Source organism: Maribacter taeanensis, from assembly GCF_047345145.1.
Classification (GTDB): Bacteria; Bacteroidota; Bacteroidia; order Flavobacteriales; family Flavobacteriaceae; genus Maribacter_C.
In genome coordinates this window covers 1,067,453-1,087,210 of record NZ_JBLFER010000002.1, presented here as the reverse complement: position 1 = coordinate 1,087,210, position 19,758 = coordinate 1,067,453, and the positions used below count along the sequence as shown (strand labels likewise).

At 38.8% G+C, this 19,758-nt stretch carries 13 protein-coding genes; 2 read left to right on the top strand and 11 right to left on the bottom strand.

What is annotated here, in order from left to right:
* Positions 1-24: 24 nt before the first annotated feature.
* Complete coding sequence (locus ACKWCD_RS10570) at positions 25-2,289, top strand: acyl-CoA dehydrogenase family protein (RefSeq protein ID WP_413983914.1); 2,265 nt, start codon at positions 25-27, stop codon at positions 2,287-2,289.
* A gap of 76 nt (positions 2,290-2,365) precedes the next feature.
* On the opposite strand, the gene ACKWCD_RS10565 is transcribed toward ACKWCD_RS10570, so the two are convergent.
* The 9 genes from ACKWCD_RS10565 to ACKWCD_RS10525 all read right to left on the bottom strand — a co-directional run bounded on the left by ACKWCD_RS10565 (position 2,366) and on the right by ACKWCD_RS10525 (position 15,088).
* Positions 2,366-3,187 carry a GIN domain-containing protein gene (locus ACKWCD_RS10565; RefSeq protein WP_413983913.1) on the bottom strand — a complete coding sequence of 274 codons (822 nt, stop codon included), beginning with the start codon at positions 3,185-3,187 and terminating at the stop codon, positions 2,366-2,368.
* A gap of 132 nt (positions 3,188-3,319) precedes the next feature.
* Positions 3,320-5,149, bottom strand: coding sequence for a cytochrome c oxidase subunit I (locus ACKWCD_RS10560; RefSeq protein ID WP_413983912.1), 1,830 nt, complete (start codon positions 5,147-5,149; stop codon positions 3,320-3,322).
* Between the two features lie 43 nt (positions 5,150-5,192).
* Positions 5,193-6,257 (bottom strand): cytochrome c oxidase subunit II, encoded by a 1,065-nt coding sequence (locus ACKWCD_RS10555; RefSeq protein WP_413983911.1) that lies wholly within the window; start codon positions 6,255-6,257, stop codon positions 5,193-5,195.
* 33 nt (positions 6,258-6,290) lie between these two features.
* On the bottom strand, positions 6,291-7,622 hold the full coding sequence (locus tag ACKWCD_RS10550) for a quinol:cytochrome C oxidoreductase (RefSeq protein ID WP_413983910.1): 1,332 nt from the start codon (positions 7,620-7,622) through the stop codon (positions 6,291-6,293).
* A 16-nt stretch (positions 7,623-7,638) separates the two neighbouring features.
* Positions 7,639-8,199, bottom strand: coding sequence for a c-type cytochrome (locus ACKWCD_RS10545; RefSeq protein ID WP_413983909.1), 561 nt, complete (start codon positions 8,197-8,199; stop codon positions 7,639-7,641).
* 1 nt (position 8,200) lies between these two features.
* Positions 8,201-8,731, bottom strand: a complete 531-nt coding sequence (locus ACKWCD_RS10540; RefSeq protein ID WP_413983908.1) for a DUF3341 domain-containing protein — start codon at positions 8,729-8,731, stop codon at positions 8,201-8,203.
* 2 nt (positions 8,732-8,733) lie between these two features.
* On the bottom strand, positions 8,734-10,494 hold the full coding sequence (gene nrfD, locus ACKWCD_RS10535; protein ID WP_413983907.1) for an NrfD/PsrC family molybdoenzyme membrane anchor subunit: 1,761 nt from the start codon (positions 10,492-10,494) through the stop codon (positions 8,734-8,736).
* A gap of 36 nt (positions 10,495-10,530) precedes the next feature.
* Positions 10,531-13,686, bottom strand: a complete 3,156-nt coding sequence (locus ACKWCD_RS10530; protein ID WP_413983906.1) for a TAT-variant-translocated molybdopterin oxidoreductase — start codon at positions 13,684-13,686, stop codon at positions 10,531-10,533.
* Between the two features lie 34 nt (positions 13,687-13,720).
* Positions 13,721-15,088: a cytochrome c3 family protein gene (locus ACKWCD_RS10525; protein ID WP_413983905.1), complete on the bottom strand. Its 1,368-nt coding sequence runs from the start codon at positions 15,086-15,088 to the stop codon at positions 13,721-13,723.
* Positions 15,089-15,323: 235 nt separating this feature from the next.
* Here ACKWCD_RS10525 and ACKWCD_RS10520 point away from each other — a divergent pair, with 235 nt between their 5' ends.
* Positions 15,324-15,689: an SPOR domain-containing protein gene (locus ACKWCD_RS10520; RefSeq protein WP_413983904.1), complete on the top strand. Its 366-nt coding sequence runs from the start codon at positions 15,324-15,326 to the stop codon at positions 15,687-15,689.
* 59 nt (positions 15,690-15,748) lie between these two features.
* Here the strand turns inward: ACKWCD_RS10520 and infB are convergent, their stop codons facing one another.
* Complete coding sequence (infB, locus tag ACKWCD_RS10515) at positions 15,749-18,466, bottom strand: translation initiation factor IF-2 (protein WP_413983903.1); 2,718 nt, start codon at positions 18,464-18,466, stop codon at positions 15,749-15,751.
* 52 nt (positions 18,467-18,518) lie between these two features.
* Entirely contained in the window at positions 18,519-19,751 is a 1,233-nt protein-coding gene (gene nusA, locus ACKWCD_RS10510; RefSeq protein WP_413983902.1) for a transcription termination factor NusA, read from the bottom strand.
* Positions 19,752-19,758 lie beyond the last annotated feature (7 nt).

Genomic DNA, 19,758 nt, shown 5'->3' with positions numbered 1-19,758 from the left:
TAAATAAATTCGTAATTTCAAAGCATGGAAAAGAAAACATATTCCCCAGGAATTTTGCAGTACATCCCTTTTTTCTATGTGATTTGGTCAGATGATTTGGTATCAGCTTCAGAAATCAGTGTTGTAGAAAAAGCAATTCAGCAAGACGCTAGTTTAAACAAAGATGAGACTAAGACCCTGAACTCCTGGCTAAACACCAAAAACCCTCCAGCGGATGAAGAATTAAAAAACTGGAAACATATTGTAGCCAATTCAGATGTAAAGCTTGTGGAGAGTGATACGTATCCCTTAAGCACTTTTAGTCAAAACGTAGTTTGCAATTATTTTGAGAAATGTCCTTTTAACGATTCCCTCAAACATATTGAGGTGAATTTAGGAATTCAACCCAACCATTACAATCATTTGTTCGACGTGGAAGTGGAGCATGAAATCACTTCCAACTATTACAACGCATCTGAAATTGATTTGATTTTAAAAGGAGGACATGCGGAAGTTATAGATGGATTTCGCGCTGCTTTAGACAATCCAATTTTTAAGTGGGACATCCATCGAAACAAAGAAGAATTTCGGGAAGTCGTTTTGAATCAAGTAAAATACCTTGCAGATAAAGGTTATGGAGCACTTGCATACCCGGAAGCTTATGGCGGAATCGAAGATATGGAAGGTTATGCCTACATGTTCGAAAATATGATGTATGTGGATGGAAGTCTTACCATAAAATTCGGAGTACAATTCGGTCTCTTCGGTGGAAGTATTCAAAAACTCGGAACTCAAAAACACCATGACAAATACCTCCAAGATACGGGAGAAGCAAAGTTACTAGGTTGTTTCGCAATGACAGAAACTGGTCATGGATCAAATGTAAGAGGAATTAAGACCACAGCCACCTTTGACAAAGCTTCTGACCAAATTATCATTCATACTCCCGGGAAAAATGACAATAAGGAATATATAGGCAATGCCCTGCATTCTAAAATGGCATCAGTATTTGCACAGTTAATCGTTGACGGAAAGAATGAGGGTGTACACGCAATTCTGGTTCCCGTACGAAACGAAAAACATGAATTGTTACCAGGAGTTACTATTGAAGACAATGGGTATAAGTTGGGATTGAATGGAGTTGACAATGGAAAAATTTGGTTTAACCAGGTGGCTGTACCCCGGGAAAATCTATTGAATAAATATGGTGATATCAAAGAAGATGGTTCATATCACTCCGATATTAAAAATCCAAACAAAAGATTTTTCACCATGTTGGGCACTTTGGTTGGAGGACGTATCTGCGTCGCTCGAGCTGGATTGGGAGGCGCAAAAATGGCTTTAGCCGTTGCTATCAAACATGCGCTCAAAAGACGACAGTTCAATGACAGCATAAAAGTACAAGAAGATCTCTTGATGGATTATCCTACACATCAACTGAGGTTGACTCCTTTGGTGGCAAGTGCCTATGTATATCATGTAACACTTGACAAGATGATGAAAGATTACTGTGATGAGAGTAAACCCGATAAACGAATAGTCGAAACTCAGGTCGCAGGATTAAAATCTATAATAACCTGGTATGCAAATGACACCATTCAAGAATGTCGAGAAGCTTGCGGAGGAAAAGGTTATCTAATTGAAAACCGTATTGCGGATTTAAAAGGCGATGTAGACATTTTTACCACCTTTGAGGGAGATAATACGGTTCTTTTATTACTTGCTGCCAAAGGCGTTCTTTCTGATTTTAAAGCAGAATTTAATAGTGCAGGATTTTCGGCAGTTTTAAAACTATTGAGCAGCCAGCTAAGTGATAAGCTATCCACAATTAATCCCCTGTATTCTAACAAAGTGGATAAGGCTCATTTATACAACTCTCAATTTCATAAACATGCTTTTGATTATCGCACCCGCAGATTAACTTATACGCTAGCAAAACGAATACGTAGTTACATTAAGAAAGGAATGCCTTCTTATCAAGCATTTATGAAAGTACAAACACATTTGATAGCATTAGGTAAAGCTTATGCAGCAGAACTGGCATATAATACTTTCTCAGATTTTGTCAATGGAATGTCAGAAGGAAAAAATAAAGACATTTTTCAAAAATTGGGAACCCTTCATGCCCTATCTGAAATTCGAAAGGATTCGGAATGGTATCTAGAACAAGGCTACATTAGCGGCACGAAGTCAAAAGCTATTCGCCAACGAGTTGAACGTTTATGTACGGAACTCAGACCTCATATTGGAGTATTGGTAGACGGATGGGGCATACCAGAATCTTGTATGAGTGCACCGATATCCCGTTAGATGAATGTTCCTAGGTTCTCGACTGCGCTCGAAGTGACAGAGCACTCAAAGTGATAGTATGCGTATCTAGCAAAAACTACTTCTCTTTGTGCAGTTCAGCCGTATCTAGAAACTCGAGAATATCAATTTTAGGGTTTCCACTTAAATAGATTTTAGAAGAGCCTTTTGCTGTAAGTTCAAAAATATCGCTCGCATATATTCGTGCGTTAGGAGAGCCTTCAGCAATTACTTCAACTCCTTCAGCTTCTAGTTTTCTGGCCTTGAGGTTTGCATTATCAGAAAGAATCGCGCTTAATGCGTAAGTTGTGCCTTCCATTTTAGCTCCGGAATTAGCAATCATCTGTATATTATTCCTCTGACTCGTGGAAAGAATATCCACATCAGCCCTGTCTTTTAGGGCAATATTTAAGGAATCACTGTTTAGACTTAAATCGCCAGAGCTATTCCCTTCCATAGTCAGCGTCGTAAGGGTAGTATTAGCATTGAGTTGCAACTTAGAAGAACCATAGGTATTAATAGTAAGTTCGTCAGTCTCTATAGCATCTGTCATTCGTATTCTACCATCTCGAATCGTGACACTAGAAAGTTCGTAGTACTTAATTGTAATATCAAGTTTTTTCTTACTTGTTATTTTATAAAAGGAAGTAATAACCAGAGTGCTATCTTCTACCTTAAACTTCAATACGTCAATTAAGTTATCGTCAGCAGTAAGGGAATACCCTTCTCGATTCGCCTTTTGTAGTGTGATATCTAAATCATCATTTAATTGGATAGCATTAAAAGCAGGTAGACTTTCTTCAACTTCTACAACACTTTTATTTCCTTTGATTTTAGGTTTACGTTGCGCAAAAACTTGAGCGCCTAATAATAAGGAAAGTAGTACAACAATATTTTTCATCTTTAGTGTTCTTGGTTTATTGATGGTGTTCTAAATATAATACATAAAAGCGAAACGTTCTTTTATTGATAATAGCAAAAAAAATGCCCAACTTATATAGTTGAGCATTTTTTTTAAAATATTTAGAATTCTTTAATGTTGAAGTTCCTCTTCATCTTCTTGTAAAGGCACAGTCTGAGGTACGAAATCTTGACCTGGAATTATGTACTCTCCGTTTTCATCAACCTTACTGTAATCGTAAGCCCATCTATGAACGTGAGGAATGGGTCCATCCCAGTTTCCATGAATATGTTTTACTTCGGCTGTCCATTCTAAGGTATTCGAATTCCAAGGGTTCTTCGGACCTTTCTTTCCATAAAAAATACTCCTTACAAAATTATATACAAATACTAACTGCGCAGCTCCAGCAATAAGGGCAAAAGTGGTCATTAAAACCTGTACGTCAGTAAATTCGTCAAACATCGGGAAAGCGGTGTTTTCATAATAACGTCTTGGCACACCAGCCATACCTACAAAGTGCATTGGGAAGAAAACCCCATATGCACAGACTGCTGTTACCCAGAAATGCACATAACCAAGATTCTTATTCATCATTCTACCCTCAAACATTTTCGGAAACCAGTGATAAACACCGGCAAACAATCCGTAAAGAGCCGATATACCCATTACCAAGTGGAAGTGAGCAACTACAAAATACGTGTCGTGAACGTTAATATCTAAAGTACTATCTCCAAGGATAATTCCCGTTAAACCACCCGTGATGAAGGTAGATACCAATCCTATGGAAAATAACATCGCAGGGTTGAGCTGCAAATTACCCTTCCATAAAGTGGTTATATAATTAAATGCTTTTACCGCTGATGGGATTGCAATCAATAAGGTTGTAAATGTAAATACAGAACCTAAAAACGGATTCATTCCTGAGATAAACATATGGTGACCCCATACGATAGTTGAAAGGAATGCAATTGCCATAATCGAGGCAACCATTGCTCGATACCCAAAAATAGGTTTACGAGCGTTTGTAGACATTACCTCAGAGGTAATACCCAATGCAGGTAATAATACAATATAAACTTCAGGATGTCCTAAGAACCAGAATAGGTGTTCATACAAAACTGGCGAACCACCTTGATAATGTAATACTTCACCTTGAATAAATATGTCAGATAAGAAGAATGATGTTCCAAAGCTTCTATCCATGATCAATAACAAAGCCGCAGAAAGAAGAACCGGGAATGAAATCACACCGATAATAGCAGTAATAAAGAAAGCCCAAATAGTTAAAGGCAATCTAGTCATTGACATTCCTTTTGTTCTCAAATTAAGTACAGTAACAATATAGTTCAAGGATCCCAATAAGGATGATGCAATGAATATTGCCATAGATACTAGCCACAGAGTCATGCCCATACCCGAACCAGGTTGAGCCATTGGTAAGGCACTAAGTGGAGGATAAATGGTCCAACCTGCCGCTGCTGGCCCTGCTTCAACAAACAGTGAAATCACCATAATTACGGAGGACACAAAAAACATCCAAAATGAAAGCATATTTAAAAAACCCGATGCCATATCTCTTGCTCCAATTTGCAGTGGAATCAAAAGGTTACTAAAGGTACCCGAAAGTCCAGCGGTTAATACAAAGAATACCATAATGGTTCCATGCATTGTTACCAATGCCAAATACATATCTGCATCCATAACTCCGTCAGGAGCCCACTTACCAAGGATCGCTTCAAAAATTGGAAAAGACTCTCCTGGCCAAGCGATTTGCATTCTAAAAAATAAAGACATTGCAATTCCAATAAAACCCATTACCAAAACACCGGTAATGAGATATTGCTTAGCAATCATCTTATGATCTTGACTGAAAATATATTTGGTTACAAAGGTTTCTTTGTGATGATGTCCGTGATCATCGTGAGCGTGATCTTCTACATGTGCATCTACTGTTGCTGACATAACCGAATTCTTTTAATTTATTAATTTTCTTTTATAGCCTAATTTACTGTACTGTTGCCATGGTCTGACTAAACGTTTGTTGCGTCTTCATCCAGGCATCATACTCTTCTTGAGTCTCCACAATAATCTTCATCTGCATATTGTAATGAGACTTACCACATATCTTATTACAAAGTAAAATGTAATCATACTCCCACGGGTCGGAATTATCTTCCCCATTGGCGGCTCTCTCCGCTCTAATTTTATTTGTTCTCTTTACCTTATCCACAACATCAGGGTTTTGCCTAATCTCAGCAGTGGTAGTAATGGGTGTAAAAGAAAATTCAGTAGTCATACCAGGAACACAATTCATTTGTGCTCTAAAGTGCGGCATATATGCTGAGTGCAAGACATCTTGCGAACGCATCTTGAAGTTTACTTTTCTTCCAACGGGTAGGTGCAATTCTTTAACGATAACATCATCCGCTGCATAACTATCTGATTCATCTAGGCCTAAAACATTTGCCCTGTCAATATCTATCATTCTAACATTAGCCCCACCCAAAACGTTATCGGCTCCGCCATATCTAGCAGTCCAATTAAACTGTTGGGCGTAAAGCTCCACAATCAATGGATCATCTTCATCATTGACATCCATAATGTTGGTCCATGTATATAATCCCCATAGAATCAATCCAGCCAAAACAATTACAGGAATGATGGTCCAGATAAACTCCAAACGATCATTATCAGCGTAAAAAAGTGCTTTATTCCCTTTCTTACCTCTGTACTTATAACCGAAGTAGTGGAGTAAAAACTGCGTAATGAACTGAACAATAAAGATGATTACAAAAGACACCAACATTAAGTAATCATACTCAGCGCCGTGTGCGGAGGATGCTTCTGGTAAAAAGAATTTAGAATACTTCCAAAAAGACCATATGGTAATCAGATAAGTGAAAACCATAAAGGCAAATAATAGATAACCATTATTCTTATTATCGTCATCGTTGGCTATTTGCGCTCTTGATTGATCTGCCTTTAGTTGAGACAATTCAAAGATTTTGGTCATTTGCCAAATCGCAATTGCCACTAGTGCTAAAACAGCTAAAGTTAAAACTACAGTCATCGTATCTATTTCTGTTATACTTTAATCGTACTACTAATAATGAAAATGTCTACTCTCCTCAATAAACGGGTTACGCTTAGGCTGCAATGGAGCCGAGGCCAATGCTCTGAAAATCCAGAAAATGAATAAACCTGCAAAGAATAATACTGCTCCTATTTCAGGTATACCAATATACCATTGATCACCAACCGTTGCCGGCATGATAGCATTAAAAATATCCATGTAGTGTCCAGCCAGAATAACTATACCCGCCATGACAACAAACCAGTTCAATCGTTTGTAATCGCTATTCATCAATAACAATACTGGGAATAAAAAGTTCATAGCAACCATTCCAAAGAAAGGCAGATTATAATCTTCTATTCTAGTGATGTAATAGGTTACTTCTTCTGGAATGTTCGCATACCATATCAACATGAACTGCGAGAACCATAGGTAAGTCCAGAAAATACTGATACCGAACATGAATTTTGCTAAATCATGAATATGACTATCATTCACTTCTTCTAAATGTCCTTTTGATTTCAAGTAGATAGTTACCATTGCAATTACCGTAATACCAGAAACAAACATACTAGCGAATATGTACCAGCCAAATAAAGTACTGAACCAGTGTGGATCAACACTCATAATCCAATCCCAAGACATAATAGATTCTGAGATTAAATAAAACACTAAGAAAGCAGCTGATATTCTAAAGTTCAATTTGAAGTTTGAGTTGTCATTTGACTCATCTTGTGCCAATGACAATCTTCTTGAATATTCTCTGTAACCAATCCACCCGACTAAGAAAATTGCAGCACGAATCAAAAAGAAGGTTGGATTTAAGTACCCAGCTTTCCCTTGCAGTAAGGCATCATGTGCAACTACCTCAGGGTCCATCCAAACAAACAAATGATTCATATGCAATACGGACAAAACCAAGATCACAAAAACAACTATTCCACCAGGAACTAGGTATGAAGTGATTCCCTCCATTACACGAAATAACAAAGGAGACCAACCCGCCTGTGCAGCGCGCTGTATCGCATAGAAGGCTAGTACACCCAAAGCAATCATAAAGAAAAAGAAAGCTGCTACATAAAGTGCTGCCCATGGTTTATTACTTAATTGATGAAATACATGTTCATCGTGCTCAGCTTCAGACATTGCGTGACCCTCTTCTTTATAAGAACCGTGTCCTTCATCAATTACTTGAACTTCTTCACCATGCGATTCACCGTGACCATCACCATGGCTTGCTACCATTTCTTTTGCTTCAGCAACGTTCGATGGCATCGTTAGAAACCCATAACCTATACCTAATAGCCCAACTACCATTAGAATAATGGAGCCCATTTTTAATTTGTTCGAAACCGTGTACATATTCAGTATCTATGTATTATTTAGTTAAGTCTTGTTTCAATTGCATGACATACTCAGAAACCTGCCACATTTCTTCTGTATTCATTTGCGATGCATAAGAACCCATTGAATTCAAACCGTATTGAACAGTGTGAAAAGTAGTTCCGACGGTAATATTCCGTGCCACGTCATCATAACTAGGAACACCTAATATCTTCTCGTTCTTCACCAAGGCGCCTTGGCCTTTTCCTTTAGGTCCGTGGCAGATAGCGCAGTAAATATTGTACATCTCTGCCCCTTTAGCCAAGTTTGCATCTCTTTGGAGGGTATCCAACGGACTCGAGTTCAATCTTGCCAGTTCTTTACCTTCTATTGTATTTTCAATACTGTAGGGCATCCAACCTCTTGGAACAGTGTTTGCTGGCGGAAGCATTGCTTCCTGGCCAGATGGTAAAAAATCAACTTGCTCATACGTTTCATAACCTACCGGCTCATACATGTTTGGCATGTACTGATAGTTCGGTCTACTATTGTCTTGGCAAGAAACCAAAACAGCAAGCAATCCAAATACGATTCCTATTTTCTTCAAACTGTTCATATTAATGAAGGTCTTTTTCTGATACGTTAATCTCTACTGCTCCTGTATCTGATAATAAGCTCATCAATTCAGCCTCATTATCGTGAATTTCTATTTCCATTAAAAAATGGTCATCAGTTGTTCTTACATCAGGATTTTCAGCTTCTTTAAAAGGCCACAATCTACTTCTCAAATAGAAGGTGATTACCATTAAGTGAGCCGCAAAAAATACAGTCAACTCAAACATAATGGGAACAAATGCTGGCATATTCTCGATATAACTAAAGCTTGGCTTACCACCAATATCTTGAGGCCAATCTTCAATCATAATGAAGTTCATCATTACAATAGCCACAGTCAAACCTACACAACCATACATGAAAGAAGTAATTGCTATTCGTGTTGGCTCTAAGCCCATAGCTTTGTCTAGCCCGTGAACCGGAAAAGGACAATACACTTCCTCAATATGATGTTTGGCAGCCTTCACCTTTTTGACAGCGTGCATCAGCACATCGTCATCATTATAAAATGCCTGTATAACTTTAGATGCCATATCTATTTGTTGTTATTTAAAGTTTTCGCTTGACCTGCCCAGTCATCACGTTGCGCTCTTCCGGGGAAGGCCTCCGTAATAGAATCTAACAAATCATATTCTTTTCCTGTCATTCGACTTACTTGTGCGAAAGTGAAAATGCCGATTTGGTTCAAGGTCTGCTCCATCTTCGGACCAATACCTTTTACTTTTTTCAAATCATCAGCCGTTTCTGTTGCTGGGTCAAATGTTCCTATTGATGCCAAAAGACTAGATGCATCTTTTTCAACATTTGTACTCGGAACGGTCTTCTCTTCAACAATTTCTTCTACAGTTTCCGTCTTCGCGGGAATTCCTTCAGATACTTTTGGAGCCTCATTACTTATTTGATATAAAGGCTGACCTGCATCTCTCAATTTCTTGTATTTCGAACCGGATGACTTTAAAATAGACTTCACTTCCGCCTGTGCAATTACAGGGAAGGTTCTTGAATACAATAAGAATAGTACAAAGAAGAAACCAATCGTTCCGATAAAGATTCCGATATCAACAAATGTAGGCGAGAACATCGTCCATGAAGATGGAAGGTAATCTCTGTGCAATGAAGTAACGATAATTACAAAACGTTCGAACCACATTCCTATGTTTACTACAATCGAGATAAAGAACGAGAACATGATACTCGTACGCAATTTCTTGAACCACATGAATTGTGGAGAAAATACATTACAAGTCATCATTGCCCAGTACGCCCACCAGTAAGGTCCGGTAGCTCTGTTCAAGAATGCATATTGTTCGTATTCAACTCCTGAATACCAAGCCATGAATAGCTCAGTGATATACGCACAACCTACTATAGAACCTGTAATCATAATTACAATGTTCATCAATTCGATATGCTGTACCGTGATATAATCTTCTAAATGACATACTTTACGCATGATAATCAAAAGGGTGTTCACCATGGCAAATCCCGAGAAAATTGCACCTGCAACAAAGTATGGCGGGAATATCGTGGTATGCCATCCAGGAATTACTGAAGTAGCAAAGTCAAAGGATACAATCGTGTGTACAGAAAGTACAAGTGGCGTTGCCAAACCTGCCAATACCAATGATACTTCTTCAAAACGCTGCCAATCTTTTGCACGACCACTCCATCCGAAGCTTAATAAACTATATATTTTCTTTTGGAACGGCAGAATTGCCCTATCTCTCAACATTGCAAAATCAGGAAGCAAACCTGTCCACCAGAATACCAATGAAACGGATAAGTATGTTGATATCGCAAATACATCCCAAAGTAGTGGTGAATTAAAGTTTACCCATAGGGAGCCAAATTGGTTCGGAATAGGTAATACCCAATATGCCAACCATGGGCGCCCCATGTGAATGATGGGAAACAATCCCGCTTGAATAACCGAAAAGATAGTCATCGCCTCTGCAGAACGGTTAATTGCCATTCTCCATTTCTGACGGAATAATAAAAGTACCGCCGAAATCAAAGTTCCTGCGTGACCAATACCTACCCACCAAACGAAGTTGGTAATATCCCAAGCCCAGTTTACGGTTTTGTTTAGACCCCAAGTACCAATTCCCGTAGAAATGGTATAGATTATACACCCAACTCCCCAAAGAAATGCTGCCAAAGCAATGGAAAAAACAATCCACCAGTGCTTATTCGCTCGACCCTCAATCGGAGCAGCAATATCGACAGTTACATCATGGTAACCTTTGTCTCCAATTACTAAGGGTTTTCTAATAGGTGCTTCGTAATGCGACGCCATAGATTTGTATTATAGTTACTTACTTTACTGTATTGGTTATGCTTCTGTTGTATTTCTCACTTTAACGTGATAGAATACATTTGGTTTGGTACCTACGTGCTCTAACAAGTGATACATACGATCGCTTTCTTTCAACTCAGCGACTTCACTCTTTTTATCATTGATATCTCCAAAAACAATTGCTCCGTTGCTACAAGCAGAAGAACATGCTGTTTGGAATTCCTCATCAGCAACTGGACGACCATCTCGCTTGGCATCCAAAATACTTTTCTGTGTTTTCTGGATACACATCGAACATTTTTCGATTACCCCTCTAGAACGAACATTCACATCAGGATTCACGACCATCTTGCCCAAGTCATTATTCATATGAAAATCAAACTCGTCATTGTTATTATACAAGAACCAGTTGAAACGACGTACTTTATACGGACAGTTGTTTGCACAGTATCTTGTACCTACACATCTGTTATACGCCATGTGATTTTGACCTTGACGGCTATGTGATGTTGCCGCAACTGGACAAACCGTTTCACAAGGCGCATGGTTACAGTGCTGACACATTACAGGTTGGAAAGCCACCTGCGGATTAGCAGAAGGGTCTTCCAATTCACCGAAACCTCCTAGCGAACCATTGTCTCCTGAAAGTCCATCAAAATCATCTTTCTTCGTATTATCTGCCTCAAAACTATCTTCAGAAGAGTAGTATCTATCGATACGCAACCAGTGCATATCTCTTGACTTACGAACTTCTTGCTTACCAACCACAGGAACGTTATTCTCCGCATGACAAGCGATAACACATGCACCACAACCGGTACAAGCATTTAAATCGATAGACATGTTGAAGTGATGCCCTATAGAGCGATCAAAACTATCCCAAAGGTCCACTGAAGTTGCAGGAACTTCTTGGTGATTTAAAGACACCTGAGGAACATGATTCCATTCCGCATGGTCTTTTGTGTTGAATATCTCCAAAGTTGTTTCTTTGATGATATCACCTCTACCCATCATTGTTTTATGCAACTGAACACATGCAAATTCATGCATTCCACCTGCTTTTTCAATTTTGACAGATTGTATATTGTTGAAGTCTTGATACAAGGCAAAAGCATTTACGCCAGTTTGCATCTCAGATTTCATTCCTGCTTTCTTTCCATATCCAAAAGACAGCCCTACAGTTCCTTTCGCCTGACCTGGTTGAATGATTACAGGAACATTGTTTACTGCAACGCCATTAACCGTTAAGTTGGCGTAGCTTCCATCTAAACCACCATTAGCTACATTCTCATTTATCAATCCCAGAGTTTCAGCATCAGCTTTAGAAACCGTAACATAGTTATCCCAAGAAACACGTGTAATAGGATCAGGGAATTCTTGCAACCATGGATTATTTGCCTGCTGACCGTCACCCATGCCTACTTTGGAGTATAAAGTTAGCTCCATTCCCTCTGTACCAGTGGCGCTTGCTAAACTGCGTACAGCGGAAGAAATAGATACCGACTGAGACATCATTTGCGACTCGTCTATTATTGCTTCAGCTTCTTCTTTATCAGAAACATCAGCCATGACTACTGGATCAGCATTCTCACTAACCGTTGTCATTGTGTCACCACCCGCTACAAAAACTCCGTCATGAACAGCTTTATTAAAATCACTTCCATTTAAAACAAAAGCGTTCCATGTTTCTTTAATATAGTAGTAATAGCTTTTGTCATTACCCATCCATTTTAAAACAGATGCTTGAAATTGTCTTGTATCAAACAACTCTTTTATGGTCGGCTGCATTATGCTATAATGCCCTTTTTTGATTTGCGCATCACCCCAAGACTCCAAGTAGTGATTTGAGGCAGCAGCATAAGTTGAAACAGCAGAAGTTTCATTCCAATTGGTTGAAAAATTTACCGAAAGATCAACATTCTCAATACCTGTTTTGAAATCAGAAGCATTTGGCAGAGAATACATTGGGTTGACACCATCAATAATCAACATACCCACTTTACCAGCATTCATATCAGCAACAAGCGACTGAACAGCTTTGACATTTCCTTGTCTTGTATATCTTGGTGCTTTTGCATCAAAAGCCTTACTACCCAACATTTCATTGATTGCCAAAACAACCGTTTGAACATTGACATCATCAATTCCGGAAACTACAACAGCTCCGCTTTTATTCTTTCTAATTTGAGCAATTAGGCTATCAAGTACTTTTTGAGCTTCAGCAGGCAGCTCACCACCAGCACTAGTTCCGTTTAACTTCGCATATAAATACGCTAAGGCCACTTTTTGAAACTGTGCCGTTAATGCAACACGCTTATCAGCATTTGCACCAGTCAAAGACATATTTGCCTCGAACTGAACATGCTTAGACATTTTTCCGTTCTTCGGAACACGCCCTTTGGAATAGCCGCTATCATATCCGCCTCCTTGCCAGTCTCCTAAGAAATCCGCACCAAAGGATACGATAATATCGGCATTTTCAAAATTATAATCCGCAAGAGCGCGTTCGCCATATTTCGCTTCAAAAGCCGATAAGGCAGCTTCTTCAGAAATGGAATCATAGGTTACATGATTTACATTCGGATTCGTCGCTTTGAATTCTTCGATTAATCTAGAAGTAGATGGACTAGCATATGTTTGCGTCAAGAAAGCAACTTGCTTTCCTGAACTTAATTTTGATTTTACAGCAGCATCAATGACATCCCAAGAAACATCTTCACCAGCTCCAGATTTAGGACCTTGCAATCTTGTGCTATCATATAATGACAGAACGGAAGCCTGAACACGTGCATTAGCACCGCCAGCTACTTTCGCTTCTTTATTATTTTCCACTTTTATTGGTCTTCCTTCGCGCGTCTTAATTAAGATACTCGCAAAGTCAAAACCATTTGCAATTGTAGTAGCGTAATAATTTGCAACACCAGGAACAATGTTTTCAGGAGCTACAACATAAGGAATAGACTTAATAACTGGTCCTTCACAAGCAGCCAAAGAAGCAGCCGCTGTACTAAAACCAACATACTTCAAGAAGTCTCTTCTATTGGTATTGGTGGATTCTAAAGTTTCTTTATCACCCAAAAACTCATCAACAGGAATGTCTTCTACAAATTCATTCTGTCTTAGCGTCTCAACAATGGAATCGTTGGGATTTAACTCCGCTTCGCTTTTCCAATATTTTTTGTTTGATGCCATACGTATATCTGTAATTAGCTACTTTTTGTTTGTATTAATAGTGACACTTTCCGCATTCCAAACCACCCATTTGTGCAGCGGTAAGGGTTTCAACTCCGTACTTCTTAGAAAGTTCAGCGTGTATTTTATCGTAGTATTCGTTTCCTTCAACTTGCACATTAGTTTCTCTATGACAGTTGATACACCAACCCATTGTTAATGGAGAAAATTGATACATAATTTCCATTTCTTCAACCGGTCCGTGACAGGTTTGACATTCAATCTTACCAACCTCAACGTGTTGCGAGTGATTGAAATATGCAAAATCTGGAAGGTTATGAATTCGAACCCATTCCACCGGCTTACTTTCACCAGTATATTTCTGATTTTCTTCATCCCAACCTACTGCAGCGTAAAGCTTTTTGATTTCACCTGTGTAGAACTCGTTCGTGTAACCATTCGCTAAGTCCTCTTGACTAGGCGCTTCACCTGCAACCCCCGTGTATTCGTAAATAGACTTGTGACAGTTCATACAAACATTTAGAGAAGGAATACCAGAATGTTTTGATTTACGGGCCGACGAGTGACAGTACTTACATTCTATTTTGTTCGTACCTGCATGTATTTTGTGCGAATAGTGAATCGGTTGAATTGGAGCATAGCCCTGATCAACACCAACTTGCATCATCCAGCCGTAAGCGAAATACGCACTTCCAAGCAAAAGGAAAATAACTGTACACAAAATCAAAAACTGATTCTTAGCAAAGGCTTTCCACAGTGGCGTTCTTTCTTCAGCTTCTTCTTTAACAACAGCAACTCCACTAGCCTCAGCAATTCTTCTCAAGGTTTTGTTTACTAAGAACAGCATCATTACCAAAAGACCAAAAACCAGAACAAGAGCTCCTAGAATAATTTCGTTGGAAATACCAGACGTTGCAGAAGTAACATCCCCGCCAGGTGGAGGTGGAGGCGGAGGAACAACCACAGGTTCAGCTGCGGTATACGCCAAAATATTATCAATATCTACATTAGAAAGTGTTGGGAAAGCAGTCATTGCTGACTGATTGTACTCCGCATAAATCTTATTTGCATAAGCGTCTCCAGATTTGATGACACCAGCACTATTTTTTATCCAAGCGTACAACCATTCGCGATCCAAACCTTCATTCTCCGCCAAACGCTCTTCGACCTTATACAAATTTGGCCCTGTCATTTTCTTCTTCAAATTGTGACATGCCGCACAATTCACCTTGAACAAAGCCTTTCCTTTTTCAACGTCACCACCAGAAGCATCTGTAGTTGCAGCAGCCTCGACAGCGGCAACTTCATCTTGCGCAAAAAGTGAAATAGAGGAGAGTAGGAAAACTACTAGACTGATACCTAAAACTTTAGAAATTTGATTGCGGTAAATAACCTTTTTCATATACAGAATATTTCAATCTAAATCTTGGCACGATAATTTATATGTTAGAGATTGTAGGTTAAAATTATCGCTTCCTAAATTGGATGCAAAAATACGACACATACTTTATTTAGAAAATCTTAACGTATTGATAATTTATAATTTATAATTATTCTAAATAACTATTGATTTGCTAGCTATGAAATATAAAAAATTACTTTTGTACGTACCTATTATAAGACATTCAGCTAAAAGCATGAAAACACTAGCTATACTACTAATTTTGACTTTTTCCATCCCTTTTGCCAATGCTCAAAATGGAAAAATCAACATTGAACAAGACGAAAAAATAAACACTCTCTTAGAGATTTATGAGGATGTAATTTCGCAATCAAACTACTATACTATACAAGTAGGTTTTGTAAGCTCAAATGAGAAAGCAAACAACTTAAAATCACTCGTAAACATTGACTTTCCTAGTTTATCTTCAAGAGTCGATTTTGACTCTCCGACCTACAGAGTGAAAGTAGGAAGGTTCAAGGATAAACTTCAAGCGGAACGGAAGTTTAATGAAGTTAGAAGAAAATACCCCAATGCGATGTTATTAAAACCAAAAAAATAGAGCGAATTCGCTCTATTTTTTTGGTTTTTTATTTTTACTAGAAACTCCCTACTGGGATACTATTTTGATTTCAACTTCTTCGCCACAGCTACCTCTTGGAAGGCCTCTACAATATCTCCTTCTTTGATATCATTGTAGTTTTTAATTTGCAAACCACAATCATAACCTTTCGCTACTTCCTTGACATCATCTTTGAATCGTTTTAATGAAGTAAGTTCACCAGTATATATAACAACTCCATCACGAATCAACCTTATGTTTGAGTTTCTAAAGATCTTTCCGATTGTGACCATACATCCTGCGATAGTACCAATCTTAGAAATCTTGAAAGTCTCACGTATTTCGGCAGTACCCGTAATCTCTTCTTTCATTTCCGGAGAAAGCATTCCTTCCATCGCATCCTTTAAATCATTTATGGCATCATAAATAATAGAATACATACGGATATCGATTTCTTCCTTATCAGCTACCTGCCTTGCATTACCCATCGGCCTTACATTAAACCCGATAATAACCGCATCAGAAGCAGAAGCTAAAAGCACATCGGATTCCGTAATAGGTCCGACTGCTTTATGTATAATATTTACTTGTATTTCATCCGTAGATAATTTCTGGAAAGAATCAGTAAGCGCTTCCACAGAACCATCAACATCACCTTTCAAGATAATGTTCAATTCTTTGAAATCACCCAATGCAATACGTCTTCCGATCTCATCAAGAGTAATATGACGCTGTGTTCTTACCGATTGCTCGCGTTGCAATTGAGAACGTCTAGTAGCAATTTGTTTTGCCTCACGCTCATCATCTAAGACATTAAACTTATCTCCTGCTTGCGGAGCACCATCTAACCCTAAAATAGAAATAGGTTGAGAAGGACCAGCTTCTTTTATAATATTACCACGTTCATCTTGCATGGCTTTAACCTTTCCGCTGCAAGTTCCTGCCAACACATAATCTCCAATTTTCAAAGTACCTGCTTGCACTAAAATAGTTGAGATATACCCTTTTCCTTTATCTAGGAAAGCTTCTACAACCGTACCAACAGCAAGTTTATCGGGATTAGCCTTAAGCTCTAATAATTCAGCTTCGAGCAATACTTTTTCTAACAATTCTTTGATTCCAAGACCCGTCTTGGCAGAGATGTCATGAGATTGTATTTTACCACCCCAGTCTTCTACCAATAAGTTCATATTTGCTAGACCTTCTTTTATCTTATCAGGATTGGCAGCATCTCTATCTATTTTGTTGATTGCAAAAACGATAGGAACTCCAGCGGCCTGAGCATGACTGATAGCTTCCTTTGTTTGCGGCATGATATCATCATCCGCAGCAATAACAATTATAGCAATATCTGTAACTTGAGCACCACGAGCACGCATCGCTGTAAAGGCTTCGTGACCTGGCGTATCTAAGAAGGCGATTTTTTGACCATCCTCTAAGGTTACCCCATATGCACCAATATGCTGTGTTATTCCACCACTCTCACCTGCAATTACGTTTTCTTGTCGAATGTAATCTAACAAAGAAGTTTTACCGTGGTCAACGTGACCCATAACGGTCACAATTGGAGCTCTTGGTTTCAAATCTTCTGCCGCATCTTCTTCTTCAACAATACTTTCATCAATATCAGCAGTAACAAACTCAACTTCGTAGCCAAACTCATCTGCAACAATCGAAAGCGTCTCTGCGTCTAAGCGTTGGTTCATGGTAACCATCATACCCAAGGACATACATGCAGAAATAATCTCTGTAGTCGAAACGTTCATCATCGTCGCAACTTCATTCGCAGTTACAAACTCTGTGACCTTAAGCGTTTTGCTTTCAATTGCTTCTATCTCAAGATCAGCCTCGGTCTGTTGACGGTGTTGATCTCTTTTATCTCTTCTATATTTTGCACCCTTACCTTTCTTCGACTTCCCTTGAAGTTTCTCTAAGGTTTCACGTACTTGCTTTTGAACATCTTCTTCAGAAGGCTCTACTTTTGGTGCACCAAAACGTTGACCTCCTCCTTTTCGGGCACCAGCAGCTCCTCTTGGGCCTGTTCCTCTTCCTTGCGTTGCACCGGGTTTATTACTGACAATACGCTTTCGCTTTTTCTTACGATCCGCATTGGCGTTTTCAGTTTTAGCTTTAGGCTCTTCTTTCTTTTTCTTAGGCTTCTGAAATTTGCTAAGATCAATCTTATCTCCCATTATTTTTGGGCCAGAAAGCTTCTTGTATTGCGTAGCGATCTTTTCATCAACCGGAGCAGCTTCTTCTGCAACAGGCTCAGCAGCTTCTACTTTCGCTTCTGCTTTTTCTGTTGTTTCTGCTTTTGCCTCTGTTTTCTTTTCAGGAGCTACGGCATCAACTTTCTCCTCCTTAACCGGAGCTTTTTCTTCCTTGACAGTTGCTTTTTCTGCTTTCTTCTTAGGATTAAGATCAATCTTTCCAACCGTTTTAGGTCCACTAAGTTCAGCCTTAGCCTTAATCACTTCGGAAGCGGCTGCTCTTTTCTCACGAGCCAATCTTCTTTCTTCTTGCTCCTGTTCTAATTGAATTCGTATGGCTTCTTTCTCTTTCCGTTTTTCTTCTCCAACCTCTTTTGATGCAACTTTCTTGCTCATATCAGTCTGGAACTCGTCCAATAACACCTGATGTACCTCTTCGGAAATCTTGGTGGTTGGGCGTGCTTCTATTTCATGGCCTTTTGACGATAGATAATCTACCGCTCTGTCCAATGAAATATTAAGTTCTCTTAGAACTTTATTAAGCCTTATTGTTGCATTATCTGCCATAAATACTAATTCCTATTCTTGTAATTCCTTATAAAACACCGCTAATATATAGCTATTCTTCTAATTCTGCTTTTAGTATGCGTACAACTTCAGTAATTGTTTCTTCTTCAAGATCAGTTCTTTTAACAAGATCATTAACATCTTGCTCTAAAACACTTCTTGCTGTGTCCATTCCAATTTTCTTGAACTCTTCAATGATCCATGCATCGATTTCATCTGAAAACTCTGTCAATTCCACATCTTCCTCAACACCCTCACGGAACACATCAATCTCATAACCCGTTAGCTGACCCGCCAATCGAATATTATGACCTCCTCTACCAATAGCTTTAGAAACTTCTTCTGGTTTCAAATAAACCTGAGCGGTCATTTTTTCATCATTCAACTTCACCGTTGAAACTCTTGCCGGACTCAAAGCTCTAGTTACTAACAACTGCGGATTGTTCGTCCAATTGATGACATCAATATTTTCATTACCTAATTCACGAACGATACCGTGGATACGAGATCCTTTCATTCCAACACAAGCACCTACTGGATCAATACGATCATCGTATGAATCTACAGCTACTTTTGCCTTTTCCCCAGGGATACGAACTGCTTTCTTTATTGAAATCAAGCCATCGAAAACCTCTGGAATTTCCTGAAAGAATAGCTGCTCCAAAAATTTAGGAGAACTTCTCGACATAATAATCGAAGGTTTATTCCCTTTCAATTCAACACTCTCAATAATACCTCTTACATTATCTCCTTTTCTAAAAAAGTCAGACGGAATCTGACGGTCTTTCGGAAGAATAATTTCATTACCCTCATCATCTAACAAAATAATTGCTTTGTGACGAATGTGATGAACCTCAGCAGTGTATATTTCACCTTCAAGATCCTTAAATTGTTTGTAAATTGTAGTATTATCATGCTCATGAATCTTAGAAATCAAGTTCTGACGCAAGGCCAAAATAGCTCTTCTTCCTAAATCCATAAGCTTTACCTCTTCAGACACATCTTCACCCACTTCAAAATCAGGCTCAATCTTGCGTGCCTCGGTAAGCGAAATTTCTTCATTCGGCTCCTCAACTTCACCATCTTCAACAACGATTCGGTTTCTCCAAATTTCTAAATCCCCTTTATCTGGGTTGATGATAATATCAAAGTTATCATCAGATCCGAATTTCTTCTTTAAGGCGTTTCGAAATACATCTTCCAAAATAGCCATTAAGGTCACCCTATCGATGAATTTATCATCTTTAAACTCTGAGAAAGATTCAATTAACGCAATATTTTCCATGGGTCAA